Source organism: Phenylobacterium montanum, assembly GCF_018135625.1.
Classification (GTDB): Bacteria; Pseudomonadota; Alphaproteobacteria; order Caulobacterales; family Caulobacteraceae; genus Poindextera; species Poindextera montana.
In genome coordinates this window covers 4,932,626-4,957,904 of sequence record NZ_CP073078.1, presented here as the reverse complement: position 1 = coordinate 4,957,904, position 25,279 = coordinate 4,932,626, and the positions used below count along the sequence as shown (strand labels likewise).

General features: G+C 66.3%; 31 protein-coding genes. 12 read left to right on the top strand and 19 right to left on the bottom strand.

Annotation, left to right across the window (positions count from 1 at the left end; genetic code table 11):
* Window positions 1-20: 20 nt before the first annotated feature.
* Window positions 21-908: a polyprenyl synthetase family protein gene (locus tag KCG34_RS22705; RefSeq protein WP_211937869.1), complete on the bottom strand. Its 888-nt coding sequence runs from the start codon at window positions 906-908 to the stop codon at window positions 21-23.
* 7 nt (window positions 909-915) lie between these two features.
* Window positions 916-1,158 carry an exodeoxyribonuclease VII small subunit gene (locus KCG34_RS22700; protein ID WP_211937868.1) on the bottom strand — a complete coding sequence of 81 codons (243 nt, stop codon included), beginning with the start codon at window positions 1,156-1,158 and terminating at the stop codon, window positions 916-918.
* A gap of 86 nt (window positions 1,159-1,244) precedes the next feature.
* Here KCG34_RS22700 and KCG34_RS22695 point away from each other — a divergent pair, with 86 nt between their 5' ends.
* Both KCG34_RS22695 and KCG34_RS26200 read left to right on the top strand, forming a co-directional pair.
* Window positions 1,245-1,799, top strand: a complete 555-nt coding sequence (locus KCG34_RS22695) for a GrpB family protein (RefSeq protein WP_211937867.1) — start codon at window positions 1,245-1,247, stop codon at window positions 1,797-1,799.
* A gap of 78 nt (window positions 1,800-1,877) precedes the next feature.
* Window positions 1,878-2,357 carry an ankyrin repeat domain-containing protein gene (locus KCG34_RS26200; RefSeq protein ID WP_367576013.1) on the top strand — a complete coding sequence of 160 codons (480 nt, stop codon included), beginning with the start codon at window positions 1,878-1,880 and terminating at the stop codon, window positions 2,355-2,357.
* A gap of 599 nt (window positions 2,358-2,956) precedes the next feature.
* Here KCG34_RS26200 and KCG34_RS22685 read toward each other — a convergent pair.
* From KCG34_RS22685 to KCG34_RS22675, 3 genes are all read right to left on the bottom strand, one after another.
* Window positions 2,957-3,265, bottom strand: a complete 309-nt coding sequence (locus KCG34_RS22685; protein ID WP_211937865.1) for a hypothetical protein — start codon at window positions 3,263-3,265, stop codon at window positions 2,957-2,959.
* A 237-nt stretch (window positions 3,266-3,502) separates the two neighbouring features.
* Window positions 3,503-4,195 carry a histidine phosphatase family protein gene (locus tag KCG34_RS22680; protein ID WP_249138123.1) on the bottom strand — a complete coding sequence of 231 codons (693 nt, stop codon included), beginning with the start codon at window positions 4,193-4,195 and terminating at the stop codon, window positions 3,503-3,505.
* Window positions 4,196-4,198: 3 nt separating this feature from the next.
* Window positions 4,199-5,119, bottom strand: a complete 921-nt coding sequence (locus KCG34_RS22675) for a histone deacetylase family protein (protein ID WP_211937864.1) — start codon at window positions 5,117-5,119, stop codon at window positions 4,199-4,201.
* Window positions 5,120-5,181: 62 nt separating this feature from the next.
* On the opposite strand from KCG34_RS22675, the gene KCG34_RS22670 reads away from it, so the two are divergent.
* The 3 genes from KCG34_RS22670 to KCG34_RS22660 all read left to right on the top strand — a co-directional run bounded on the left by KCG34_RS22670 (window position 5,182) and on the right by KCG34_RS22660 (window position 7,693).
* A complete protein-coding gene (locus tag KCG34_RS22670; RefSeq protein WP_249138122.1) occupies window positions 5,182-5,715 on the top strand; it encodes a GNAT family N-acetyltransferase in 534 nt (177 codons plus the stop codon).
* A gap of 113 nt (window positions 5,716-5,828) precedes the next feature.
* On the top strand, window positions 5,829-7,028 hold the full coding sequence (locus KCG34_RS22665; RefSeq protein ID WP_211937863.1) for a vWA domain-containing protein: 1,200 nt from the start codon (window positions 5,829-5,831) through the stop codon (window positions 7,026-7,028).
* Window positions 7,025-7,693 (top strand): TetR/AcrR family transcriptional regulator, encoded by a 669-nt coding sequence (locus tag KCG34_RS22660; protein ID WP_211937862.1) that lies wholly within the window; start codon window positions 7,025-7,027, stop codon window positions 7,691-7,693. The genes KCG34_RS22665 and KCG34_RS22660 overlap by 4 nt, the downstream gene beginning before the upstream one ends.
* A gap of 229 nt (window positions 7,694-7,922) precedes the next feature.
* Here KCG34_RS22660 and KCG34_RS22655 read toward each other — a convergent pair whose 3' ends face one another.
* From KCG34_RS22655 to KCG34_RS22620, 8 genes are all read right to left on the bottom strand, one after another.
* The gene (locus KCG34_RS22655) at window positions 7,923-8,336 is read right to left on the bottom strand and encodes an acyl-CoA thioesterase (protein WP_211937861.1); all 414 of its coding nucleotides are present in this window, start codon (window positions 8,334-8,336) and stop codon (window positions 7,923-7,925) included.
* An 8-nt stretch (window positions 8,337-8,344) separates the two neighbouring features.
* The gene (grxD, locus tag KCG34_RS22650) at window positions 8,345-8,686 is read right to left on the bottom strand and encodes a Grx4 family monothiol glutaredoxin (RefSeq protein WP_211940937.1); all 342 of its coding nucleotides are present in this window, start codon (window positions 8,684-8,686) and stop codon (window positions 8,345-8,347) included.
* 73 nt (window positions 8,687-8,759) lie between these two features.
* Complete coding sequence (locus KCG34_RS22645; RefSeq protein WP_211937860.1) at window positions 8,760-9,659, bottom strand: aldo/keto reductase; 900 nt, start codon at window positions 9,657-9,659, stop codon at window positions 8,760-8,762.
* Between the two features lie 7 nt (window positions 9,660-9,666).
* The gene (locus KCG34_RS22640; RefSeq protein WP_211937859.1) at window positions 9,667-9,909 is read right to left on the bottom strand and encodes a BolA/IbaG family iron-sulfur metabolism protein; all 243 of its coding nucleotides are present in this window, start codon (window positions 9,907-9,909) and stop codon (window positions 9,667-9,669) included.
* A 128-nt stretch (window positions 9,910-10,037) separates the two neighbouring features.
* Window positions 10,038-12,377 (bottom strand): family 16 glycosylhydrolase, encoded by a 2,340-nt coding sequence (locus KCG34_RS22635; RefSeq protein WP_211937858.1) that lies wholly within the window; start codon window positions 12,375-12,377, stop codon window positions 10,038-10,040.
* A 488-nt stretch (window positions 12,378-12,865) separates the two neighbouring features.
* Window positions 12,866-15,073: a phosphoribosylformylglycinamidine synthase subunit PurL gene (purL, locus tag KCG34_RS22630; RefSeq protein WP_211937857.1), complete on the bottom strand. Its 2,208-nt coding sequence runs from the start codon at window positions 15,071-15,073 to the stop codon at window positions 12,866-12,868.
* A 325-nt stretch (window positions 15,074-15,398) separates the two neighbouring features.
* The gene (locus KCG34_RS22625; RefSeq protein ID WP_211937856.1) at window positions 15,399-16,742 is read right to left on the bottom strand and encodes a hypothetical protein; all 1,344 of its coding nucleotides are present in this window, start codon (window positions 16,740-16,742) and stop codon (window positions 15,399-15,401) included.
* A 13-nt stretch (window positions 16,743-16,755) separates the two neighbouring features.
* Window positions 16,756-17,262 (bottom strand): UCP032817 domain-containing protein, encoded by a 507-nt coding sequence (locus tag KCG34_RS22620; protein WP_211937855.1) that lies wholly within the window; start codon window positions 17,260-17,262, stop codon window positions 16,756-16,758.
* A gap of 121 nt (window positions 17,263-17,383) precedes the next feature.
* On the opposite strand from KCG34_RS22620, the gene KCG34_RS22615 reads away from it, so the two are divergent.
* The 5 genes from KCG34_RS22615 to KCG34_RS22595 all read left to right on the top strand — a co-directional run bounded on the left by KCG34_RS22615 (window position 17,384) and on the right by KCG34_RS22595 (window position 19,353).
* A complete protein-coding gene (locus KCG34_RS22615) occupies window positions 17,384-17,704 on the top strand; it encodes an ArsR/SmtB family transcription factor (protein WP_211937854.1) in 321 nt (106 codons plus the stop codon).
* Window positions 17,705-18,184, top strand: a complete 480-nt coding sequence (locus KCG34_RS22610) for an SRPBCC domain-containing protein (protein ID WP_211937853.1) — start codon at window positions 17,705-17,707, stop codon at window positions 18,182-18,184.
* Between the two features lie 152 nt (window positions 18,185-18,336).
* Window positions 18,337-18,546, top strand: coding sequence for an addiction module protein (locus KCG34_RS22605; RefSeq protein ID WP_211937852.1), 210 nt, complete (start codon window positions 18,337-18,339; stop codon window positions 18,544-18,546).
* Window positions 18,546-18,836, top strand: a complete 291-nt coding sequence (locus KCG34_RS22600) for a type II toxin-antitoxin system RelE/ParE family toxin (protein WP_249138365.1) — start codon at window positions 18,546-18,548, stop codon at window positions 18,834-18,836. Before KCG34_RS22605 ends, KCG34_RS22600 begins: the two co-directional genes overlap by 1 nt.
* A gap of 184 nt (window positions 18,837-19,020) precedes the next feature.
* Window positions 19,021-19,353, top strand: a complete 333-nt coding sequence (locus KCG34_RS22595; protein ID WP_211937850.1) for a hypothetical protein — start codon at window positions 19,021-19,023, stop codon at window positions 19,351-19,353.
* Between the two features lie 4 nt (window positions 19,354-19,357).
* Here KCG34_RS22595 and purQ read toward each other — a convergent pair whose 3' ends face one another.
* From purQ to purC, 3 genes are read right to left on the bottom strand one after another with little or no spacing between them, the layout of a single operon-like run.
* Window positions 19,358-20,020: a phosphoribosylformylglycinamidine synthase subunit PurQ gene (purQ, locus tag KCG34_RS22590; RefSeq protein ID WP_211937849.1), complete on the bottom strand. Its 663-nt coding sequence runs from the start codon at window positions 20,018-20,020 to the stop codon at window positions 19,358-19,360.
* Window positions 20,020-20,262, bottom strand: a complete 243-nt coding sequence (purS, locus tag KCG34_RS22585; protein ID WP_211937848.1) for a phosphoribosylformylglycinamidine synthase subunit PurS — start codon at window positions 20,260-20,262, stop codon at window positions 20,020-20,022. Before purS ends, purQ begins: the two co-directional genes overlap by 1 nt.
* Entirely contained in the window at window positions 20,259-21,017 is a 759-nt protein-coding gene (gene purC / locus KCG34_RS22580; RefSeq protein ID WP_211937847.1) for a phosphoribosylaminoimidazolesuccinocarboxamide synthase, read from the bottom strand. The genes purS and purC overlap by 4 nt, the downstream gene beginning before the upstream one ends.
* A gap of 164 nt (window positions 21,018-21,181) precedes the next feature.
* Between purC and KCG34_RS22575 the strand changes: the two genes are divergently transcribed.
* Both KCG34_RS22575 and KCG34_RS22570 read left to right on the top strand, forming a co-directional pair.
* Entirely contained in the window at window positions 21,182-22,093 is a 912-nt protein-coding gene (locus KCG34_RS22575) for an ion channel (protein WP_211937846.1), read from the top strand.
* A gap of 69 nt (window positions 22,094-22,162) precedes the next feature.
* Window positions 22,163-22,486 (top strand): DUF1476 domain-containing protein, encoded by a 324-nt coding sequence (locus KCG34_RS22570; protein WP_211937845.1) that lies wholly within the window; start codon window positions 22,163-22,165, stop codon window positions 22,484-22,486.
* A 6-nt stretch (window positions 22,487-22,492) separates the two neighbouring features.
* Here KCG34_RS22570 and KCG34_RS22565 read toward each other — a convergent pair whose 3' ends face one another.
* The 3 genes from KCG34_RS22565 to purB form a co-directional block, all read right to left on the bottom strand.
* Entirely contained in the window at window positions 22,493-22,744 is a 252-nt protein-coding gene (locus KCG34_RS22565; protein ID WP_249138121.1) for a ubiquitin family protein, read from the bottom strand.
* An 8-nt stretch (window positions 22,745-22,752) separates the two neighbouring features.
* Window positions 22,753-23,877, bottom strand: a complete 1,125-nt coding sequence (locus KCG34_RS22560) for a WD40/YVTN/BNR-like repeat-containing protein (RefSeq protein WP_211937844.1) — start codon at window positions 23,875-23,877, stop codon at window positions 22,753-22,755.
* A 79-nt stretch (window positions 23,878-23,956) separates the two neighbouring features.
* Complete coding sequence (purB, locus tag KCG34_RS22555; protein WP_211937843.1) at window positions 23,957-25,264, bottom strand: adenylosuccinate lyase; 1,308 nt, start codon at window positions 25,262-25,264, stop codon at window positions 23,957-23,959.
* Window positions 25,265-25,279: the final 15 nt, after the last annotated feature.

Genomic DNA, 25,279 nt, shown 5'->3' with positions numbered 1-25,279 from the left:
GGCCCGACCTTCCAAAAAAGTTAGTGGCGGCGATCTAGCACGAAATCGACGCTGTCCCGCAGGTATTTGGCGTCTGCGCCGAACATGTCCAGATGCGCCTTTGCCTGTGTCGCTAGCAAGTCCACCCGCTCGCGCGCTGCGTCAACCCCTAAGAGGGTGACGAAATTGACCTTTCCACGCCTTCCGTCCTTGCCCCCCGCCCGCTTTCCGAGCAGGTCCTCGTCGCCTTCCAGGTCCAGCGAATCATCGATGATCTGGTAGGCGAGGCCCAGATCCTGGGCGAACGCGGCCAGGGCCTGCCGGGCGTTTTCGCTCGCCCGCGCGAGAATCACCGGCACGTCGAAGGCGCAGGCGATCAGGGCGCCGGTCTTCATTCTCTGCATGCGGGCGATGGCGCCGAGGTCGCCGCCGACGCCGATTACGTCGATCATTTGTCCGCCCACCATGCCTTTGGCGCCACAGGCGAGTGCGAGCCTGCGCACAAGCTCCGCGCGTACAGCCCCATCCGGGTGGGTGTCGGGATGGGCCATGATCTCGAAACCCGCCGCCTGCAGGGCGTCGCCCGCCAGCACGGCGGTGGCCTCGTCATAGGCCCGGTGCACGGTCGGCCGGCCGCGGCGCAGGTCGTCGTCGTCCATGCAGGGCAGGTCGTCGTGCACCAGGCTGTAGGCGTGGATGCACTCGATGGCGCAGGCGGCGCGCAGCACCGGCCGCTCCTCGACCTGGAACATCCGCGCGGTCTCGATGGCGAAGAACGGGCGCATGCGCTTGCCGGGGCCGAGCGCCGCATAGCGCATGGCCTCGGTCAGGCGCTGCTCGGGGCCCTCCCCGCGCGGCAGGAGGGCGTCGAGGGCCACGGTGACCAGATCGGCGGCCTCGGCGATTCGCTGGGCGAGCGAGGCGTCCATGGCGGGCTTAGGTGAATTCGGCCGGCTCGGCGCCGGTGACGCCTTGCGGTCCGACGACGATCTTTTCGACCCGGAGACGAGCCGCCTCCAGCCGCTTTTCGCAGTGCGCCTTCAGCGCCGCGCCGCGCTCATACATCTCGATCGAGGCCTCCAGCGGGGCCTGGCCCGATTCGAGGGCGCCGACGATCTTCTCCAGTTCCGCCAGGGCCTGTTCGAAGCTCATGGCGGCGATGTCGGCGGTGTCGGGCATGTGTTCTTCAAAACCTGTGTGCTGGGTTAGCTTAGAGCCGGATCGGCGGTGGTGAAAACCCGGATTTCAGCGATTGGGAAGATGCGATGGAACGGTTTCGCCCGGCTTCGGAACAGGTTTCGGTCGAGCTCTGGCCGCACGATCCCGCCTGGGCGGTCCAGGCGGCAACCGAATCGGCCCGGCTGGCGGGCGTGTTGGGCGAGAACCTGATCACCGTCCACCACATCGGCTCGACCGCGATCCCCGGCATCAAGGCCAAGCCGATCGTCGATCTCTTGCCGATCGTGCGCGATCTCGCCGCCCTGGACGCCAAGGAGGCTGAGGTCGTCGCGCTCGGCTATGTCTGGCGCGGCGAATTCGGCCTGCCCGGCCGGCGCTTCTGCGTGCTCAGCGATGCGGAAACCGGGCGCCGGCTGTTCCATGTGCATTGCTGGCAGGCGGGCTCAGGCGAGATCGCCCGCCACCTCGCCTTCCGCGACTATCTGCGCGCCCACCCGGGCCAGGCCCTGGCCTACGAGGCGGAGAAGGAAAAGGCCGCCCGGATCGCCGCCCACGACATGCTGGCCTACAACGACGCCAAGTCCGACTGGATCCTGGCCTGCCAGAAGCGGGCGGAGGCGTGGTGGCCGGGCTTAGGATAGCGCGAGGTTCCCGGAACCGGACGTTCCGGAGGGTTGAGGAGGGTGGGGAGCCGCCGCGCCGATCGGCTATGGTCAAGCATGGAAGGTCTGCATCTCGCCGCATACAACGCTGACTTGCCAGCGATCCGCTCCCTCGCAGGGAGTGGCGCCAACCTGCGCGATGGGAGCGGATTTACGCCTCTCATGTGGTCATGCCTGCGCGGAGCGGTGGGCGATCAAGCCGTCGTAATAAGCGCGTTGATATCTGTCGGCGCGGACCCGAATGCGATCACGTTGAGCGGAGATTCCTCCTGTCTCATGCTTGCGGTTCAGAGCGGGTCTCTAGATGCGGTCAGGGCGATCGTGGATGGCGGAGCCCTGTTGGACCTGCCTGCAGATGGGGTCACGCCGCTCATGGTGGCCGCGAGGGCCGGTGATGAGGAGATCGCCACCTTTCTCTTGGAGCGTGGAGCCGACCCCGACTTGAGGTGCGGTCGGTTTACTGCTGCCGACTACGCTTCATATGGTGGGTTCGACCGATTGGCAGGGCGGCTTTCGCCCCTGTCTAAGGGCCGCTGAGGGTGGAAAGGAGACCCAACGTCGTCGGGCATTGACGGGTACCATGTTCACTGAAATGACAAGTCGAAACGAAGGCTGATCTCGAATGCGCAGTCGCCGGCGGGCATGAAAAAAATAGGCTCCCTATCGCTCACCGCTGTCATTTTGCTTGCAGCGGTTACGGCATGCCACGACTCGCCAACAATTACGTGGTCATCCAATCAGCCTTCGCCAGACGGTCGCTGGATAGCCACGGCGCGCAGTCAAATCATCGGAAACGTTGGCGGTGATTGGGACGAGACCCTGGTCGACCTCAAACAAAAAGGGCGGCCAGGACCATCGACAAACATTCTCACACTGTCCCACGAATACAGTACGATCTTACTCAGTATGACGTGGGAGACGCCAACTCGCTTGGTCATTAGCTTTCAGAAGAGCTCCAGACCTGGAGACCATGTGAGCGTCGATTTTCAAGCCGTGAGATGCGGGGACGTTGAGATTGTCTCCCGAAACTTATGACTGACCAATGGCCAAGCAGGTGGTGCCTGCGGGCTGGCTGCGTCGGCGACCACTTTGGGTCGGGTGCCGTCACCAGCATCCAGCCCGGAACTCACCGTTCGCTAGGCCGCCTTTCGCCAAACAGGAAAGACTGCGTTCCCTGTCGATGTCATGGCCTTGATCATTTCGCTGTGGTCGAAGGACGGGAGCGAAGTCAGGAAATCGACGACTGCCCCTTCGCCCGTCGCTCCCTGTGGAAAGGTGCAGGCCAACTGATCTTCATCGCCGAAAATCAGCCACCAGACATCCGCGCCCCATGGTCCGCTATCATTTGTCTCGATAGCGAGGCCGGATAGGTCAGCTTTGTTGATGCGTTTGATCTGGCCTTCGCCATCCGTGACGCTGATGCAGTCCCCATCTACCAGGGTCACCCATCTACTCTCGGGTTGCAGCCGGGCCGGCTTATTCTTGGACCATCCGAACATTCGCCACCCCCGCGCCTCACGCTGAAGCTACGCTTCGCGGCGGCGCTTCCGCAACGGGTCGCTCTCAACCGCCAGCTTCTGCGCCGAAACTCACCTTTAGCCTGCCTCGTCAGAGCCATACGATCTGGGTCCCAGCGTTCGCCGGGATCAGCGGAATTTGTTGTACGAATTCAAACAGAACCCTCACCGCACCAGGCGGCGGCGGCACCAGTAGCTGAGGCCGCCTTCGCTCTCGACGATCGTCCAGCCGATGCGCCGGAGGTAGCGGCGGATCATGGTGTTGAAGAAACCGTGGGCGACGATGACCACGTCGCCTTGGCGCGCCAGTTCGGTCATGCGCGCCGCCACGGCCTGGGCGCGGGCTTCGGCCTGCTTGCGGCTCTCCTGGCCCTCGTGGTGGTTCAGGAACCACCACCAGAAGCGGGCGATCACCCCCCAGACGGTGGGCGGCAGCCTCAGCCAGGATGGCCAGCGCGGCGGCGGCAGCGGGGCCTCGATCAGCGAGTCGTCGATTTCGAAGCCGCGGCCCTCGGTCAGGGCCTCCGCCGTTTCGACGGCGCGGATGCGGCTGGAGGAGAGCACCACCGCGGCCTTGCGCACTATGTCCATAAGGCTCGGTGGCGGAACCTGGCCTGGCTTCAGCCCCGTCTCCTCGTAGCGGCCCCACCAGGCGGCGTATTCCGCCGCGTTGAGCATGACCTTGCGCGAGACGTTCGGCCGGCCGTGACGCACGGTGATGATGGCGCCGGGCGCAGACTTGGCCTGGGCCACGTCCGGCGGAGCCAGATCCGGCTGAAAGGGGGCGGGCTGGGATGGGCCGTTCGGGTCCGTCGACATGTTCTGGGACTGGAGCGCAGCCGAGGCGAGCCGCTCCATGTCCTACCCCTCCCCAAGCGCGCGCACATGCGCCAGGGCGGACTGGCCCAGCGCCTCGAGGTCGTAGCCGCCTTCGAGCGAGGAGACAACCCGCCCGCCGCACCGTGCCCGGGCCACCTCGAGGATCGCGCGGGTGGCCCAGGCATAGTCCTCGGCCTCCAGCGCCTGCTCGGCCAGGGGATCGCGGGCGTGGGCGTCGAAGCCGGCCGAGATCATGACCAGGTCGGGGTCGAAGGCGTCGAGCGCCGGCATCAGCCCCTCGAAGGCCCGCCGCCAGACCGCCCGGTCGGACATGGGCGCGACGGTGGTGTTGAAAACATTGCCGACCCCGGTCTCGGACGGGGCTCCCGTGCCGGGATAGAGCGGCCACTGGTGGATCGAGGCGAAGAACAGGCTGGGATCGGCCTCGAAGGCCGCCTGGGTGCCGTTGCCGTGGTGCACGTCGAAATCCACCACCGCGACCTTAGCGTAGCCCAGGCCTTGCGCCACCCGCGCCGCCACGGCGACGTTGGAGAACAGGCAAAAGCCCATGGAGCGCTCGGGTTCGGCGTGGTGTCCGGGCGGGCGCACGGCGCAGAAGGCCCTGGTCCCCTCCCCCGCCGCCACGGCGCGCACGGCGGCGGCCACCCCGCCCGCGGCCCGGCGCGCGGCCAGCAGCGATCCCGGCGACATGCCGGTGTCGGGGTCCAGCTTGACGAAGCCGGTGGCGGGCGCGGCGGCGATGATCTCGTCGACATAGGCCTTGGGATGGACCAGCAGCAGGTCGGCCGCATCGACCTCGGGCGCCTCGCGCCGGTCGAGATCGAGGCCCGTGGCGTCGTCCAGGGCTCCCATCACCGACCGCAGCCGATCCGGCCGCTCGACGTGATTGCGGCCCGGCTCGTGGCCCAGCATGTCGGGGTGGGTGAACAGGATCAGGCTCATATTTCCAGTCTGCCTCAATTCGGCCGATTCCAAGAAGCCCCCGGCTGTGCGAAAGAGCCCGGATGAGCCAAGCCGCATCTATGACGCCCATCACCATCCGCAAGGCGACGCCGGAAGACGCTGAAACACTGACCGCGCTCGGCCGGGAAACCTTCGCCGACACCTTTGCCCACCTCTATCCGCCCGAGGACCTGGCCGCCTTCCAGGCCGAGGCGCACACGCCCGAGCGCTACGCCGCCTGGGCCGTCGACCCGGCCTTCGGCCTCTGGATCGCCGAGGCGGGCGGGCGGGCGATCGGCTACGCCCTGGCCGGGCCCTGCCATCTGCCGCACCCCGAGGTGACGGAGAGCTGCGGCGAACTCTGGCGCATCTATGTGCGCAAGCAGACGCAAGGGACCGGCCTCGGCAAGCGGCTGATGGAGACCGTGCTGGATTGGCTGGCCAAGCCCGGCCGCGACCTCTGGATCGGCGTCTGGTCGCAGAACCACAAGGCCCAGCAGCTCTACTACCGCTACGGCTTCGAGAAGGTCGGCGAATACGAGTTCCCGGTCGGCAAGACCCGGGACCACGAGTTCATCCTGCGCCGTCGGGGGTAGCGCGAGCGAACATCCTCCGCGCCGCACCCTATCGGCTTGATCCGCGCTGGACTTCGGAGCCGGCCGCGTTCAATCTTGTTCCAAACGAGCGTTCGAACGACCGGGACAGTCCCATGTTCATGAACTTCTTCACCGAGCTGCGCCAGGCCAAGGTGCCGGTGACGCTGCGGGAATATCTGATGCTGATGGAGGCGCTCGATCGCGACGTGATCGACCGCTCGGTGGACGATTTCTACTACCTCTCGCGCGCCGCCCTGGTGAAGGACGAGCGCAACCTGGACAAGTTCGACCGCGTCTTCGCCCACGTCTTCAAGGGCTTGGAGAAGATGAGCGACGGCGTCCTCTCCGACATCCCGGCCGAGTGGCTGAAGGCCCTGTCCGACAAGTTCCTCACCCCTGAGGAGCGCGAGCAGATCGAGGCCATGGGCGGCTTCGACAAGCTGATGGAGATGATCGCCGAGCAGATGCGCCGCCAGAAGGAAGAGGGCGACGACGGCGACGGCGATGAAGAGGGCAAGAAGGGCGGCGGCCGAGGCAAGGGCGGCCAGTCGCCCATCGGCGCCAATGGCTTCCATCCGGAAGGCATCCGCATCGGCCAGGACAAGGGCCGCCACGGCAAGGCGATCAAGGTCTGGGACAAGCGCGAGTACAAGAACCTCGACGACAGCGTCGAGCTGGGCACCCGCAACATCAAGGTCGCCCTGCGCCGCCTGCGGAAATTCGCCCGCCAGGGCCAGCCGGACGAGCTGGACATGGACGGCTCGATCAAGGAGACGGCCAACAAGGGCTATCTGGACGTGGTCATGCGGCCGGAGCGCCGCAACACCATCAAGGTCTTGCTGTTCTTCGACATCGGCGGCTCGATGGACAGCCACATCAAGCTCTGCGAGGAGCTGTTCTCGGCGGCCAGGACCGAGTTCAAGACCATGGAGTTCTATTACTTCCACAACTGCCTCTATGAGAGCGTGTGGAAGGACAATCGCCGGCGCAACGTCGAGAAGATGGACACCTGGGATGTGCTCCACAAGTACGGCCGCGACTACAAGATCATCTTCGTCGGCGACGCGACCATGAGCCCCTACGAGATCACCTATCCGGGCGGCTCGGTGGAGCATTGGAACGAGGAGGCCGGCGCGATCTGGCTGGACCGAGTCACGCAAATCTACGATAGCGTGGTCTGGCTCAACCCTACGGGCGAGCGCCATTGGGACTATACCCCCTCCATCGGTGTCATCCGCCAGATCATGAACGACCGCATGTACCCGCTGACCCTGGAAGGCCTGGACAAGGCCATGCGCGAGCTCGTGCGTTGAGCGACCCGCATCCGGCCGACCTGGACCACGAAGAGACCGATCAGGAGAGCCAGGCGGCGACCAAGAACCTGGTGTTCGCCGCCGCCGAGCGGCTGTTCGCCGTGCACGGCTTCCAGAAGGTCTCGGTGCGCGACATCACCGCCGAGGCCGGGGTCAACCTCGCCTCTGTGAACTACCACTTCCGCTCCAAGGACGCGCTGCTGCTGGACATCTTCCTGCGCCGCACCGCCGAGCTGAACCGGGCCCGTGCGCGGATGCTGCACGAGGCGGCCGACGCGCATCAGGGCAAGCCGCCGGTGCGCGCGATCCTGGAGGCGCTGATCGCCCCGCCGGTGCGCTGGCTGGATCCCAAGGGCGAGCGGCTGATCTCGCTGCAGTTCCTGATCCGGGCCAGGAGCGAAGGCACCGAGGAGATGCGCCAGGTGCTGCGCAACGACGTCTCGCACCTGAGGCGCTTTTCCGACGCGCTCTTGGCCGCCCGGCCGGACCTGCCCGCAGAAGAGGTCTATTGGCGGCTGCACTTCGTGCTCGGCATGATCCACAACAACCGCTTCGCCGAGTTCGACCGCCTCAACACCCTGTCGGATGGCCTGACCCGCGAGGACGACACCGAGGCCCTGATCCGGCGCATGCTGGACTTCGCCGAGGCCGGCTTCTCGCGCTGAATTTGCCGAAAAATTGATCTGGGTTCGCACAACCCATGGGCGTTCGCGCGCCTTATAGTCGGAGCCAGTCCGCGCGGAGGCTCCGCCATGAATAGCCGCTTCGAACAGCAACAGCCGCTCAGCAATTCCGGCTTCGTCCATTCGGACGCCCTGGAGCAGCACGTGGGGAAGCGGGTGACCGGGGCGCCTTCCCGGGCGACGCCCAGAGAAGGCGAGCAGAAGAAAGGACTTACCCGAACCGCTCCGCCATCCAGTCGGGAACCCTAGCGGGCCGCCGGCTTTCGGCGTCGATCAGGCACCAGTCCGAACTGGCTTGCGCACAGACCTCGCCGTCGGGGCCGTCGATGCGGACGTAGCGGATGAAGCGCGGGCCGCGGCGCGGGCCCACCCAGGTGCGCAGCTGCGCCGTCTCGCCCGGCAGCAGCGGGCGGCGATAGTCGATCTCGTGGCGCAGCACAACCCAGGCCCAGGCCGCCTGCTCGGCCTCGTTCATGCGCGACGACCAATGGCTGGTCGCCGCCTCCTGCACCCAGCGCAGATAGACGACATTGTTCACGTGGCCGTTGACGTCGAAGTCCTCGGCCGCGGGCTCGATGGAATAGGCGAAGACCTGCTGTCCTGCAGGCGGCTCGAGCGGCTTCACGCCGCGCTCTATGCGGCCAGCAGGCCCTTCTCGACCATGAAGGTCTTCAGCTCGCCCGACTGGAACATCTCGCGCACGATGTCCGAGCCGCCGACGAATTCGCCGGCGACATAGAGCTGGGGAATGGTCGGCCAGTCGCTGAAGGCCTTGATGCCCTGGCGCAGGGGCTCGCTCTGCAGCACGTCGACACCGGCGTACTCGACGCCCAGGTGATCCAGGATCTGCACCACCACGGCCGAGAAGCCGCAGCGCGGCTGGTCCGGCTCGCCCTTCATGAAAACCACCACCGGGTTTTCGGCCACGGTCCGGGCGATGAAGTCGTTCACCTTGTCGGCGATCTCGGGAGACAGGTCGGTCACGGCTGATGCTCCGCCGAATGAATAGGTCAAGTCGCCCCTCAGCTAGGGACCGGGGGGCGTCAGGTCAAGCTCTGCGCTGGCCGCCGGCCCCGCCGGCAGGACTGAAGCGGGCCATTTCGATCTGGGCCGCGACCCCGGGCGGCATGTCCTTTTCCACGACGGCCGCCAGGGCGGCGATCTTGTCGGGCCGGTCGGTGACGATCTGGATGGTGGCCAGCGACGGCTCGGTCAGGGCGTAGCAAAGGCAGATCGCCTCGGCCGACCAGCCGGGCGTGCGCTCCAGAAAGGCGTAGGTCCCGGCGCCGGCCAGAGGATTGGCGGCTCCCGGCTTGGGCCCGGCGGCGCCGCCGCGCTGGAAGCGGTCGGGATGGAAGTCGTAGCCGATGATGGCCATGTCCTGCGCGGTCGCGGCCTTCAGCCGCAGCCGCTCCTTCCAGCCCGAGATCAGGCTGAAGGGTGTGCAAAGGATGTCGAAGGCGCCGGTGGTGATGTAGGCGTCCATGGCGTCGTCCTGGCCGGCGACCCCCAGCCGACGCACCCGCCCGGTGGCGCGGAAATCCTTCAGCCGCCCCAGCGCATAGCCCGACAGCTCCTCGGAAAGGGGATCGTCCAGGATGATGGCGTCGAGATAGGAAAAGCCGGTCCGCGACAGGATCGCCTCGACATTGTGCTGCAGCCCTTCGGGGCTGAAGTCGCGCAGAGGCTGGCCGCTCAAGGGGTGGCTAGCGCCCAGCCGCCAGGCGAGGAAGACCAGGTTGCGCTCGATGGCGTGGATCGCCCGGGCCACCCCCTCGACGATCAGGGGGCTGCGGCCGGTGATCTCGAAGCAGTTGATGCCGTTTTCCAGCGCCGCATAGATGAGTTCCTCCCAGTCCTGGGCGCGGGTGCGAGCCTGGCTGTCCGCCAGCACCAGGGAGACGGATGAAACCACCGTCCCGGTCACCCCGAGCGGACGGTAGCGCATGGCCCGCTCAGCCCTTCGGCGGGGGCGCTGAGGTCTCCAGCGCCAAGGCGTGCAACTCGCCGCCGACCTTGCCCTTCAGCGCAGCGTAGACCAACTGGTGCTGACGCACGCGAGGCAGGCCGGAGAAGGCGGTGGAGCTGATCCGCGCCTTGTAGTGATCGCCATCGCCCGCCAGGTCGTCGATGGCGATCTCGGCGTCGGGGAAGGCCGCACGAAGCTCGGCTTCGAGGGCGGCGGCGGTCATGGGCATGGAGACTCGAATCCAACGCGAAGCAGGCGAGCCTGCATTTGAACACGGATCATGCTGCCGAAATATGGATAACGACTCGTTTCCGCGCTCCAGCGCCACCACCTTCACGAACCCGTGATCGCACCCCCTCAGATGATGTAGTGGCCGCTGATCGACAGGCTGGAAGCATGCACGCCGTCCAGGGTGATCACGTCGCCATTGGAGAAGTTGATCGTGGAATAGGTCCCGTGATCGACAAAGGTCTCGGTGATTCCGGCGCTCTGGTAGGCGCTGATGTCGATCTGGTCGTGGGCCGTGGTGGCGTTGAAGTCGGTGACGGTCTCGACCTTGTCGCCCGGGGCGAAGACGAAGATGTCATTGCCGCCGCCCCCGGTCAGGGTGTCAGCGCCCTTACCCGCGGCGATGACGTTGTCCATGCTGTTGCCGGTCAGAGTCATGACGGCGCCGCCGGCGGCGACCAGGTTCTGGATGTTGGCGCCGAGGGTGAAGCTGCCATAGGCCCTGACGGTTTCGCCGGGCGTGCCGGCGGCGACCTGCACCACATCGGTTGAATTGGTGACGGTGAAGACGTCATAGCCGCCGGCGCCGCCGATCAGGGTGTCGCCGCCGCTGAGGCTGGTCAGGTAGTTGTGCCCCGCTGCATTGCCGGTGGCGGTGAGGCCGGCGGTGGTCAGGCGCAGGATGTGCAGATCGCCGCTCAGCGCATAGCTGACGCTGGAGATGATGACGTCGGCGGTCTGGCCGGCTGCGACCACCACCTTGTCGCCGGTGTTGTTGACGTAGAAGGTGTCGATCCCCGCCCCACCGACCAGGGTGTTGGCGCCGCCCGTGCTGGTCAGGTGGTCGCCCATGCCGTTGGCTGTCGCCGTAAGGCCGGAGCCGCTGACCGTGATGTTCTGGATATTGGCGGGCAGCGCATAGCTGACGTCGGCGACCACCGACTCGTTGGGCGTTCCGGCCGGGACCGAGATGATGTCGCCGGAATTGTGCACATAGAAGGTGTCGCCGCCGCTGGCGGAGGCGGTGAAGCTCTGCGCCGAGGTCCCCAGCGAATAGGCGCGGATGTAGTCGATCTGGTACTTGGCCGGGAACTGCGTAGTCGAGTCCGGCGCGCCGGGCCAGTTGCCGCCGACCGACAGGTTGGTGATCATGTACATCGGCGTGTTCATGCCTGCCGGCGTCGCGAGCGATCCCACCGCCGCGCCGTCGATGAACCAGGTGATGGTCGAGGCGGTCCACAGGACGCCGTAGGTGTGAAAGCCCTGCAGCAGGTTCGGCACATAGGTCGAAAAGCTGGTGTAGGTCTTGGCGCCGGTCGAGGTGTCCCAGTGCACCGTCTCATGCACGGTGTTGGGCTGGTCGTTGACCATTTCGAACACGTCGATCTCGTTGTCCCCGCCGCCGCTGGCCGGCAGCAGCCAGAAGGCCGGCCAGAGGCCCACAGGCGTGGAAGGGAACTCGACGCGGGTTTCGAAGTAGCCGTAGGTCTGGGCGAAGTGCGGCTGGGTGGTGATCACGCCGGTGGTGTACTGGTAGTTCCACAGGGCGCCGAGGTCGGCGGTCGGGGTCTTGGCGCCGGTGATGGTCAAGACGCCGTTGCTCACCGAAAAAGGGTTGAGCCCCAGGGCCGTGGTTCCCGAGCCGGTGAAGCTGGACGAGACATTGATCCCCAGCTCCTGGGCGTTGGGGATCAGGTGGCTGGATTCCGAGTTCGGGCCGCCCCAGGCGTAATAGGTGCGCCAGGTCCCGGCGCCCGTGGCCGGGTTCCACTCGCTGAAGCTGTTGAACTCGTCGTCGAACGTCATCGTCATCTGGTTGGTGTCGACGGCGAGCTGGAAGTTGGCCGCGGTGAACTGGCCGATGGTGGTGTTCTTGAAGTCGATCAGGTCGGTCGACGACAACTTGAGCACCACGTCCGACCCCACCTGGGTCATCGCCGCCTGGACCTCGGCGAAGTAGTTGAAGCTGTAGCCGGTCAGCCGGACCACATCGCCGTTCGCGCCGCCGGTGTGGAAATTGTAGATGATGTCCTTGGCGGCCCCGGGAGCGTAGAGGAAGGTGTCTCCGCCGGCGCTGATGATCACGTCGTCTCCGCCGCCGCCCATGACCGTCTCGCCCGCCTTGTCGGCGGTGATGATGTTGGCCATCGCGTTGCCGATGCCGACGACGTTCTCGTAGGTCCCGTTCAGGGTCAGGTTCTGGATCCCCGCCGGCAGGACGTAGTTCAAGGTGGCGATGACCGTATCGACGCCGCTGGTCCCGGCGATGATCTGGTCGTTCAGATTGTCCTGCCAGAAGATGTCGTCGGCCGTGCCGCCGACCATCTTGGTGCCCTGGCCGCTGCCATACAGCTCCGTAGCGGCCGAACCGGCGGTGATCGTGTTGACCCCGACACCCCAGATTTTCGTGGTCGGCGTTGCGCTGGCCGCCAGCCAGACGCCGTCATAGTCGTAGTAGCCAGAAGCCATGCAGCAGATCCGCGCGTGTTAGAACGGCGCCACGCAAGGTAGCGATGCCGGGAATCCCCCCGATCGATGTTCAGCAGAATTGGCTTTAATCATCAAGCTTACAGCTTGTGACATCCGAGGCTGAAACGGGCCAAAACGCCGACAGATTCACGTTCTGCGACAATATGACACTTATGCGCCGCCGCGATTCAACTTCAAATAAACTTAAAAATGGTAAACGAAATTCGTGGAGAACAGCAACCGTCGCTCGCGCAAACGGACCGGCGCGCAAATTAGGTGAAGTTAAACTGTAAAACTCGCCCCACCGAGGCTGGATATACTTCCAGCTTTGCCGGTATTCGTTTCAGAACGCGCCAGCGCGCGAACGGTTCCCGTCACCGGCAGAAAAATCTCTGCCGGCGCGGAACGACCTCGATCGAGCGCAGAGACGCCGCGCGGAACGCCACGGCGCCGCAAAAGCCGCCAGCCGTGGATGGACGGGCCGCGCCCTATTCCATGAAGGCCGGCATCCAGCCTTCGTGGGCGGCGCGCAGCTCGGCCAGCGGGATGCCGAACAGACCGGTCGAGGCGAACACCTCGCCGCCAGCGCGGCCGACCAGGGCGGCGTTGAGGCCCGCCTCGATGGCCGAGGCGATCACCGCCTCGGGCTGGCGGGTGGCGATCAGGTAGCGGCCCTGGTCCTCACCGAACAGGAAGGGATGGGCGTGGGCTACGCTGGTCGCGTCGAGGGTCAGGCCTATATCCGAGGCCAGCGCCATCTCCGCCGCTGCGACCACCAGGCCGCCGTCGGACAGGTCGTGCACCGCGGTCACCCGCCTGTTGCGGATCAGCCCGCGGACGAAGTCGCCGTTGCGGCGCTCTGCGTTCAGGTCGACCGGCGGCGGCGGGCCGTCCTCGCGGCCAAGCACCTCGCGCAGATAGAGGCTCTGGCCCAGTTCGCCATGGCTGACCCCGATCAGGATCAGGGTGTCGCCGCCGCGCAGGCCCGAGAAATCCATGCGCAGGGCGTAGTCCGGCAACAGGCCCACCGCACCCACGGTCGGGGTCGGCGGAATGGCCGCGCCGTTGGTCTCGTTGTAGAGCGAGACGTTGCCGCTCACGACCGGGAAGTCGAGCGCCCGGCAGGCCTCACCCATGCCGTCGATGGCGCGGACGATCTGGCCCATGATCTCGGGCCGCTCTGGATTGCCGAAATTGAGGTTGTCGGTGATGGCGATCGGGTCGGCGCCCACCGCGGTCAGGTTGCGCCAGGCCTCGGCCACCGCCTGCTTGCCGCCTTCGAACGGATCGGCCTGCACATAGCGCGGGGTGCAGTCCGAGGTCACGGCCAGGGCCTTGCGCGTGCCATGCACCCGGACCACGCCGGCGTCGGCGCCGGTGGCGCTGTCCTCCAGGGTGTCGGCCATCACGTGGCGGTCGTACTGCTCCCACAGCCAGCGCTTGGAGGCCACGTCCGGGCAACGCATCACCTTCAGCACCGCCTCGGTCCAGTTTGTGGGCGCCGGCACCAGGCGGGGGTCGAGGTGCGGTTGCAGGGCCGGCTGCACCCAGGGGCGGTCATAGAGCGGGGCGTCGTCTGACAGGGGCGCCAGCGGCAGGTCGCAGACCACCTGGCCGTGATGCTTCAGCACGATGCGGCCGGTGTCGGTGGTCCAGCCGATGGTGGCGGCGTCGAGGCCCCATTTTTCGAAGATGCGCTGGCCGTCGTGCTCGCGGCCGGGCTTGAGGATGGCCAGCATCCGCTCCTGGCTCTCCGACAGCATCATCTCATAGGCGGTCATGCCCTCTTCGCGCTGGGGCACGGCGTCGAGGTCGAGCTCGATGCCGACCCCGCCCTTGCCGGCCATCTCGACCGAGGACGAGGTCAGGCCGGCCGCGCCCATGTCCTGGATCGCGGCCACCGCGCCGGTCGCCATCAGCTCCAGCGTGGCCTCGATCAAGAGCTTCTCGGCGAAGGGGTCGCCGACCTGGACCGTGGGACGCTTCTCCTCGGAGTCCTCGTCGAACTCGGCCGAGGCCATGGTCGCGCCATGGATGCCGTCGCGCCCGGTCTTGGAGCCGAAATAGACCACCGGAAGGCCAGCGGCGGGGGCGGCCGAGTAGAAGATCTTGTCGGCGTCGGCCAGGCCCACGCACATGGCGTTGACAAGGATGTTGCCGTCATAGCCCTTGTGAAAATTGGTCTCGCCGGCCACGGTCGGCACGCCGACGCAGTTGCCATAGCCGCCGATGCCGGCCACAACGCCCGCCACCAGCCTCTTGGTTTTCGGGTGCGCCGGATCGCCGAAGCGCAGGGCGTTCAGCAGCGCCACGGGCCGCGCGCCCATGGTGAAGACGTCGCGCATGATGCCGCCGACCCCGGTCGCTGCGCCCTGGTAGGGCTCGATATAGCTGGGGTGGTTGTGGCTCTCCATCTTGAAGACGCAGGCCTGGCCGTCGCCGATGTCCACGACCCCGGCGTTCTCGCCCGGCCCCTGGATCACCAGCGGGCCCTTGGTCGGCAGCTTGCCCAGATGCTTGCGGCTGGACTTGTACGAGCAGTGCTCGGACCACATGACGCTGAACACGCCCAGCTCCACCGCATTGGGCTCGCGGCCCAGGCGGTCCAGGATCACCTGGTATTCGTCGGGTTTCAGGCCGTACTCCAGCGCGAGTTCGGCCATGCTCTTGGCGGGGGCGGAGGCTTTGTCGTTCATGGCCGCCTTCTAGCCGGACTCGCAGCCGTGGGCGAGCGGTCTTGCTCAAGATTAGGCGAAGCGGCCGATTTCGCACGGCTCCGCTGGTTCGCGTGCGAGAGAGGGCGTAGTCTTCGGGCTGCGGACCAGTATGTCCTTGCACAGTCGAGCCCGTGCCAGAGTGGAGCCCCCCGGATCAAAGGCGTAGTGCGACGGCCGAGACTTCGGCCACCCAACCTCGCCAACCGGATTCCCTGGGCGACGACCTTCGGCGGGACAGGACCGCGACATCGCTATGCGGAAGGCAGCGGAGCAGCTCAAAGGCTGCTCCGTTTCGCGTATCGGGTCAGCGATCCCGTGATCTCGGGCTGATCAACCCCGATATCCCGCCCACGAAAACGCCGCCGATGAAGATGCCGAAGGCCGCGATGGTCGGCAGCAGGATGCGCAGCCAGGGCTCCTCGGGCTCCCAATATTTGTCCTGCTCGAACTGCAGCAGGGGAATGAAGGATTCGAGGGAATATTCGACCGAATTGAACTCGGGATAGTCCTTGGGCACGAACCTTTGCTCACCGCCCAGAAGCGCCGCCGAACGCCAGTCCTTCAGCTTTTTCGTGCAGTCGCCGCTCTGGTGATAGAAGCAGGGCTCCAGCAGCATCTCGTTGATCAGCGGCTGCATCCGGTGGGTCTCCTGCGCCCAGTTGACCACGCCAAGGTGGGCCAGGAACAGCAAGATGACCGCAAAGAGGGCCAGGAATGGCTGCTGCCCGTAGCCGACCAGCCAGTAGACGAACCGTATGAGATAGCGTCGGGCGGGCGGCTCGAGTTGCGCGACCTCGTGCTTCTTCAGCGCCGTCCAGACTAGGTCGGCGTCCTGGCGCAGGTTCAGCTTTTCATAGCCCTTGGCGAGGGCCGAGTAGGAACTGGCGGAGAACTTGGCCTGGAGATCGAGCCAGGCCATGGCGATCTTGACGTTCCATTGCTCGATCCGGTCGTAGGAAAACCCGTCGAGGATGAGCCGCGTCGCGGTCGGCCAGGAGGCCAATTCCGCCTCGTTCGCATCGTGAATGAAGGAGCGGACGTGGGCGTCGCGCAGCGTCACCATGCCGGCGGGCTTGGCGCCTAAATGCTTCCAGATCAGGGTGGTGGCGCGACTGCGCGAAAAGCCGAAGCAGTCGCCGGACGCCGCCTCCTTCAGCGCGCTGGCGCCGGCGCCGTCATACGCGAAAGTCGCGCCGTCGACGTCCACCGTGGAGCTGACCTCCATGTCCCGGGCGATGATCGGGCCGAGGGCGACCGATTTGCGCAGGAGCAGGTGGCCGTCGATCCGGGTGCTGCGGATATCCGCGCCCTGGAGCGCGCAACCGAGGAAGGCCACGGTGTGCGCCTTCAGGCTCCAGATATAGAGGTCGCCGGTGAAGGTGCAGGAATGAAAGAACAGCGAAAACGGCACCGCATGGTTTTCGATGTGCAGATCGCCGTCGATCCGTAACCCGACGCAACGCAGGCCGCCGATGATCTGGATTGTATTCGCGGCCTGCTCGTGGATCGCCCGGGCGATGTAGGTGGCCGGAATGGAATGGGTCGGCGCTGCGACCGGAGCGTCGGCGGGGGGCGCGGCGCCGGCCAAGCGATCGATGACACAGCGGTCGAGCCAATCGTCGTAGGACAGCTCGGGAATGGTCGTCACGGCAGACTCCCATTCAGCGCGGCGGCGGCACAGGTTCCTGGTGCGGCACAGGCGTGGGCGCCCCGCAGTTTGCCCGCATCACGGGCGCGAAGCCCAGGTCGGGCGGCGGCACGGGCTCCTGCGCCCCGCAGTTGGCCAGTCGTCCCGGCGGAGGATCATCATCCGGTTGATCCGGCGCGCCGCAATTGGCGGCGAGTTCGACCTCCGCCAGGCGCACGAAATCCGGCGTCCGGCCGTCCAGGCGCGCTTTCAGCCGTGTTCCGTCAACCTGCGACAGGTGTGGCTGGTGATGAACGTAACCGCCGAAGTTCGCCTCGCAGTAACGCACATAGCTGGCCGAATTCAGGATGTGCTCATGCCACAGGGCATCGACCTCTTCTGAAGGACGCCCCGCGCCGCCCCTGGCCGCAGCCTCCAGAAACCCCGCGTATTCTCGCTCCACGCGGGCCCGCCTGGCCTCGGACCAGCCGCACCGCATGGCCACGAGATGGGAAATGGCGATCCTGTCCTGTTCGAACATGCCGGCCCCCTGGGTTGTGGGAAGCAGCATATCGCGAAACAGGCGACGGCGGAACGCCTCAGCCCCGGCGGAATTCAGCGGCGGCTTGACAGGTGACAATTTAGTCACCTATTTAGCCTGCGTGATCGACGACGACCTCGTGTTCAAGGCCCTGGCCGACCCGACGCGGCGGCGGCTGCTCGACCTGCTGTTCCTGCAGGACGGGCGCCCGTTGTCCGAGCTCGAGCGGGCGGCGGGGGCGGACATGACCCGCTTTGGCGTGATGAAGCATCTGAGGGTGCTCGAGGACGCCGGTCTCGTGGTCACCCGCCGCTCGGGGCGGGAGAAGCTGCACTTTCTCAACCCCGTGCCGATCCGCCTGATCCACGACCGCTGGATCGACAAATTCACCGAGCGCCGGGTGTCGGCGTTGACCGGCCTCAAGGCCGAGTTGGAGGAATAGATGAGCGAGACCACGATCCAGGTGTTCGAGATCTACATCAAGGCGCCGGCCCAGAAGGTGTGGGACGCGATCACCGACCCGGCCTGGACGGCGCGCTATGGCTACAAGGTTCCGATGGAATACGACCTTCGGCCCGGCGGCGCGTTCCGCAGCCGCGCGACCAAGGAGATGGTCGCGATGGGCCTGCCCGAGATCATCATCGACGGCGAGGTGATCGAGGCCGACCCGCCGCACAGGCTGACCACCACCTATCGCTTCCTGTTCAACGACGGCAACCGGGCGGAAGGCTTCTCCCGCATCACCTGGGAGGTGGAGGCCACCACCGGCGGCTTCACCCGCCTGACCGTGAGCCACGACGTCACCGGCAAGCCGATCATGGCCGGCATGGTCAGCCACAAGTTCCAGCAGCCGGGCGGCGGCGGCTGGTCCTGGATCCTGAGCGACCTGAAGTCGCTGATGGAGACCGGGGAGACGATGTAGTGTGTGGTGGCGGAGCTTGCGGTCGCCGTAAGCTCCGCCACCTGGAACCTAGGGGCGTGCGAAAGCTCCTGGCGCAAGCTACATATGGGATATTCGAGCGCCCCGGGGCGCTTCCAGGTCAATGACAGCCAGCGAAGGCGGATTTGATAGCCATGGCGACCCTCGATTTCAGCAACCTCACGACGCAAGAGCGGCTGGACCTGATCGAGGCGCTGTGGGACAGCCTGGACGCCGAGGCCGCACCGTTGACGGACGCCCAGGCTGAAGAGGTCAGGCGCCGGCTACACACCCTTGACGAGGATATCGAGCACGGCCGGGACGCGAGCGAGCTGCTCGCCGACCTCCGCCGGCGCCATGGGTGATGCGGGTCCGCTTTACCTCGGCCGCCGAAGCCGAGCTTGCTGAGGCCGTCGATTGGTTTGGGCGCCGATCACCCGCGGCGGCCAAGCGCTTCCTGGATGAATTCGACGCCCTGACCGAGCGTCTTGCCGCCAACCCTCGGCAATTCCCGATTGTCGAACAGGACGCACGACGGGCCGGGTTTCGGCATTTTCCATACGCGCTGATTTTCGCCATACGCAGCGGCGAGGTGCGCGTGTTCGCCTGCTTCGACGCTCGCCGCGACCCGGTTCGCTGGCGGCGGCGGATTTGACCAGCGCGGTCGGGCTGCCGGGACTTGGAGCGACAGACCAGCTGTCGGCGACCCTGCTGATAAGCGAAAATGGTGTGTGTCACCGATTATGTCAAAAGCCGCTCCGCTTCGGATTGGGCGCTGGCCAGGGTCGCGGATCGAGCAGGTGTTTAGTAAACTGTCACCGTAACTCAGGACTTGACCCATGCCACGCTACAAGACCTACACACCCAAGAATATTAGTGAACTTATGGATTTGCTGGGACTTATGATGCTCAGCTCGCCAACGTTTGTCGATAAAACCGGATACTTCCCCGAACGAAATATCGACACGGTGTTCGAGGCTCTAACTGAAAGCCTTAAATTGATGCAGAAGAAGCTCGGAGAAGATCGATACGCTCGACTCATCGAAATGTCGAACCGGATGCGGGCGCATTTCGAAGCCGACCCGGAGGATAAGACCGACGACTCGCTCAAGGGGCGCGAGCTTATCGAAGAGATGGAAACTCTGTTGAAGCAGAGCGCCCGAAAATCCTGACAGCCTACGCCGACGCCAGCGCACTCTGGAACAGGATCGCCCCGTCCGCTGACCCAAGCTCCGGCTCGAACGCCCGGTCCGGGTGCGGCATCACCCCCAGCACATTACCCTTGGCGTTGACGATGCCGGCGATGGCCCTGGCCGAGCCGTTGGGGTTCTGGCGATAGCGGAACACCACCTGGCCGTCGCCCTCCAGCCGATCCAGGGTGGCCTCGTCGGCGAAGTAGTTGCCCTCGCCGTTGCCCACCGTCATGGTCGCCTCGCGCCGCCCGCCATAGCCGGCGGTGAAGCGGGTCTGGCCGTTGACGATGTCGAGGTCGACGAACTTGCAGACATATTTCAGGCCCGCGTTGCGCAGCAGGGCCCCCGGCAGGATCTGGGTCTCGCACAGCACCTGGAAGCCGTTGCAGATGCCGACCACCGCCACGCCCCGGTCGGCGGCGGCGGCCACCTCCCGCATCACCGGCGACTGGGCGGCCATGGCCCCGCAGCGCAGGTAGTCGCCATAGGAGAAGCCGCCCGGCAGCACGATCAGGTCCAGGCCCTTGGGCAGCGCGGTCTCCGCGTGCCAGACCATGTCGACCGTGGCGCCCGTCGAGCGCTCGATGGCTGTCTTGCAGTCCCGGTCGCAGTTGGAGCCGGGGAAGACGACGACCGCGGCTTTCATCAGGCGCCCACCTCGACCCGGTACCCCTCGATCACGGTGTTGGCCAGCAGGCGCTCGCACATCTGCTTGACCTCGGCCCTGGCCGCCTCGGCGTCCGTGGCCTTCAAGTCGAACTCGATGGTCTTGCCGACGCGCACCCCGGCCACGTCGCCGAAGCCGAGCCCGTGCAGGGCGCCTTCGATAGCCTTGCCCTGGACGTCCAGGACTCCGGGTTTCAGGAATACTTCGACCTTGGCCTTCACGCGCCCTTGCCTCCTTGGATGACGGTCGGCATCTCGCTCATGATGCCCAGACGCCGCGCCACCTCGGTGTAGCTCTCGATGACATTGCCGAGGTCGCGGCGAAAACGGTCCCTGTCCAGCTTCTCGTTGGTCGCCGTGTCCCACAGGCGGCAACTGTCGGGGCTGATCTCGTCGGCCAGGATGATGCGGGCGTAGTCGTTCTCCCACACCCGGCCGAACTCGAGCTTGAAGTCCACCAGGGTGATGCCGACGCCGCTGAACAGGCCGCAGAGGAAGTCGTTGACCCGCAAGGTGGTGGCCATGATGTCGTCGATCTCCTGGGGCGAGGCCCAGTTGAACGCGGTGATGTGCTCCTCGGCGACCATGGGATCGCCCAGCTTGTCGTCCTTGAGGCAGAACTCGATGATCGAGCGTGGCAGGGCCTGGCCCTCGGGCAGGCCGAAGCGCTGCGACAGCGAGCCGGCGGCGATGTTGCGGCAGATCACCTGCAGGGGGATGATCTCCACCTCCTTGATCAGCTGCTCGCGCAGGTTCAGCCGCTTGATGAAGTGGTTCTGCACCCCGATGGTGTTCAGCCGCGTCATCACGTATTCGCTGATGCGGTTGTTCAGCACGCCCTTGCCCTCCAGGGCGGCGCGCTTCTGGCCGTTGAAGGCGGTGGTGTCGTCCTTGAAGTACTGGATCAGCGTGCCGGGTTCGGGCCCTTCGTAGAGGATCTTGGCCTTACCTTCGTAGATCTTCTTGCGGCGGGTCATGGTTCCCAAATCCCCCAAAGGCGGGGTCGGCGGTCAGGTGAAACGCAAAGCGCGCGAGCTGGATCGTTCGCGCGCATTCCGACTCGTTCTTTGACTATGTAAGGCGAGCGCGAGTTTAAAGGAACCGGCGCTGCGGCGCAAACGGCAGGGGTTAGAAGACGGGCATGGCTGACGACGACCGCGTGCGGCGACAGGAGTTTCCCTCCCCCTGGGCGGCCTCGATCCAGTCGATCGCCAGGGACGGCGCCAAGGGGGTGGTTGTGGTCGGCCGCGACCGGCTGGGGCTGAATGACCTCTATCACCGGGTGCTGACCATGTCGCTCGGCGGGCTGATCGGCCTCTTGGCCGTGGTCTACCTGCTGGCCAACGTGCTCTTCGCCGGCCTCTACATGCTGGTCCCGGGTTCGATCGCCGGGGCGAGGCCGGGCGCCTTTTCCGACGCCTTCTTCTTCAGCGTCCAGACCCTGGGCACGGTCGGCTATGGGGCGATGACGCCGCATGGCCTGTGGGCCAACTGCCTGGCGACGGCCGAGACCTTCTTCAACCTCGTCATCGTCGCCCTCTCGACCGGCCTGATCTTCACCCGCGTCTCGCGCCCGACCGCCCGGGTGATGTTCAGCAAGGTCGCAGTGGTCAGCGACTACGAGGGTACGCCCACCCTGATGTTCCGCGCCGCCAATCAGCGCGGCAACCAGATCCTCGAGGCGGAGGTGACCCTGAGCCTGGCCCGGCAGGTCACCACCGCCGAGGGCCACGCCATGCGCCGGTTCGAGGACCTGGCGGTGACCCGTTCGCGCTCGCCGCTGTTCGTGCTGAGCTGGCTGATCATGCACCGGATCGACGAGACCAGCCCGCTCTACGGCCTCGGCCGGGAAGACCTGGAGGGGATCGGCGGCGAGATCCTGGTGGCGATCAGCGGCCTGGACGACACCTTCGCCCAGCGCATCCACGCCCGTCACGCCTACCTGCCGCACGAAATCCACTGGCAGCGGCGTTTCGCCGACATTCTGTCGGTCGCGCCCGATGGCCGGCGCCTGATCGACTACCGGCTGTTCCACGAAGTTGAAGAGGACTGATCGCCGGTTCCAATTGATCCTATGCGCGCCCTCGCCTATCAGACAGACTGAGTGCGAGGGGCTTTAATCATGACGACCTTTGACGATCGAGAAAAAGGGTTCGAGGGCAAGTTCGCCCACGACCAGGATCTTGAGTTCAAGGCCGTCGCGCGCCGCAACCGCCTCTTGGGCCTGTGGGCCGGCCAGCTGATGGATCTGGAAGACCCCGCGCTGGAGAACTATGCGACGGCGGTGATCAAGTACGAGGTCGCTCATCCGGGCGAGGACGCCATTCTGCGCAAGGTCGCCCAGGACCTGGCCGGCGCCGGCCTGAAGGTCACCGAGGACCAGGTGCGCGGCAAGATGGACGAGCTTTTGGCCATCGCCCGCGGCGAGGTGCAGTCCGGAGAGTGAGCGCGCTCACCCCCCGCTGAGCGCCCCAAAGATCATCAATTCCGCGCCGTCGGCTATGGCGGCCGCCATGTCGCACGCCGCCTCGCCGCCGACGAACACCCGCATGTGCCGGCGCACCCGGTCCTGCTCGTCGATCACCCGGAACTTCAACCCGGGGAAACGCCGGTCGAGGTCGTCGAACACGGCGCCGATGGTGACGCCCTCCGCCTCGACCCGGCTGGCGCCGCCGCAATAGGACTGCAATTGCGAAGGGATCATCACCCGGATCATGCGGGCGCCGCCACCACCGAATAGATTTCGGGCAGGTGGGCGGCGACACGACGCCACCCGCCGCCCTCGTCGTCGCTCATCCAGACCTCGCCGTTGGTGGCGCCCAGATAGAGGCCCAGGGGGTCATGGCCGTCGGCGCAGAAAGCCTGGCGCTTGACCGTGAACCAGGCCTGTTCCCGCGGGAAGCCGCTGTCCTGCCGTTCCCAGGAGGCGCCGGCGTCGCGGGTGCGATAGACGGCCGGCGCGCCGCCGGGGCTGGTGCGCGGCCAGACGTCGGTGCCGTCCATCGGAAACACCCAGGCCGTGTCGGGATCGCGGGGGTGGGGGATGATGGTGAAGCCGATGTCGCCGACCTCGCTCGGCATGGCCTTGCCGATCCGCTCCCAGGTCTCGCCGGGCCGGTCCAGGCGATAGATGCCGCAGTGGTTCTGCTGCCAGATCCGATCCAGCTTGGGCGGCGAGAGGGCGATGTAGTGCGCGTCCTGGCCGTATTCCGGATAGGGGTCGGGCATGAAATTGGCCTCCACGCCCCGGTTCAGCGGCCCCCAGGTCCTGGCGCGGTCGCGGCTCTCGAACACCCCGCCGGTGGAGGTGGCGATGTACATGTGCGCTGCATCGCGCGGGTCGATCACGATCTGGTTCAGCAGCGCCCCGTCCGGCGTGCCCGCGCCCTCGGGAACCCACTTGTCGTACATGGGATGATCATTGAAGCCGCTAACGCTGTCCCAGGTGGCGCCGCCGTCCTCGCTGACGAACAGCCCGGGCGGCGAGGTTCCCGCCCACCAGACCCCAGGCTCGCTTGCGTGGCCCGGCTCGAGCCAGAAGCTGTGATCGACGGCGCGGCCACTTGCGGGGTCGGCCGCCTTTGGGAACGCCGGCGGCCGGACCGCCTCGGCCCAGGTCTTCCCGCCGTCGGTCGAGCGGAAGATGGTCGGGCCGAGATGCCCGGTCTTGGCGGCCATGAGCAGGGTGCGGCCGTCGCGCGGGTCCAGCACCAGGTGGTTGATGACGCTGCCCAGGAAATGCGGCCCGTCGATGGACCAGCTTCGCCGGTCGGCGTCGCTTTTGAAGATCCACGCGCCCTTGCGGGTGCCGATCAATAGCTGGGTCGCGCTCGCCATGGGGCCTCGCTCGCACAAGGTTGATGTCAACCTAATCAAGCGCGAACGAGAGACGTTGGCAATGGGGCGGCGAGGCGGATCAGCCCTCGCCGAACACCCGGGCGAAGACGGTGTCGACGTGCTTGAAGTGGTAGCCGAGGTCGAACAGCTCGGCCAGGTCGGCGTCGGTCAGGTGCGGGCGCACGACCGGATCGGCCTTGAGGAGGTCGAGGAACGCCGCCTCGCCGCGCCAGACCTTCATGGCCGCGCCCTGCACCGCCGCATAGGCCGCCTCGCGGCTGACGCCCTTCTGGGTCAGGGCCAAGAGGACGCGCTGGGAATGCACCAGGCCGCTCAGGCGATCCAGGTTCTTCAGCATGTTCTCCGGATAGATCACCAGCCGCTCGACCACGCTGGCGAGGCGGCGCAGGGCGAAGTCGAGATGGACGGTGGCGTCCGGGGCGATGCCGCGCTCGACCGACGAATGGCTGATGTCGCGCTCGTGCCAGAGGGCGACATTCTCCAGGGCCGGGACCACCGCCGAGCGGACCAGGCGGGCGAGGCCCGTCAGGTTCTCGGTCAGGATCGGATTGCGCTTGTGCGGCATGGCCGACGAGCCCTTTTGCCCCGGATCGAACGGCTCTTCCGCTTCCAGGACCTCGGTGCGCTGCAGGTGGCGGATTTCGGTCGCCAGACGCTCGATCGACGAGGCGACCACGGCCAGGGCGGCGAAATAGGCGGCGTGGCGGTCGCGCGGGATCACCTGGGTCGAGACCGGCTCGACCGCCAGGCCCATCTTCTCCGCAACGTGCTGTTCCACGCGCGGATCGACATTGGCGAAGGTGCCCACCGCGCCCGAGATGGCGCAGGTGGCGATCTCGAACCGGGCCATGGCCAGGCGTTCCTTGGCGCGCACGAACTCGGCGTAGTGCCCGGCGAGCTTCAGCCCGAAGGTGGTCGGCTCGGCGTGGATGCCGTGGCTGCGGCCGACGGTCGGGGTCAGCTTGTGCTCGAACGCGCGGCGCTTCAGAGCCGCCAGCACCAGGTCGACATCGTCCATCAGAAGGTCGGTGGCCCGGGCCAACTGCACGGCCAGCGTGGTGTCGTTGACGTCCGACGAGGTCATGCCCTGGTGCAGGAACCGCGCCTCGGGACCCACGATCTCGGTCACGTGGGTCAAGAAGGCGATGACGTCGTGCTTCACCTCGCGCTCGATCTCGTCGATGCGGTCGACGTCGAAAACCGCGTCGCGCCCCTTGGCCCAGATGGTCTCGGCGGCGAGCTTGGGGATCACGCCCAGATCGGCCATCGCGTCGGCGGCGTGGGCCTCGATCTCGAACATGATGCGGAACTTGGTCTGCGGCGACCAGATGTCGGCGGCCTCGGGCCGGGCGTAACGGGGGATCATGGCGGGGGCTTTTAG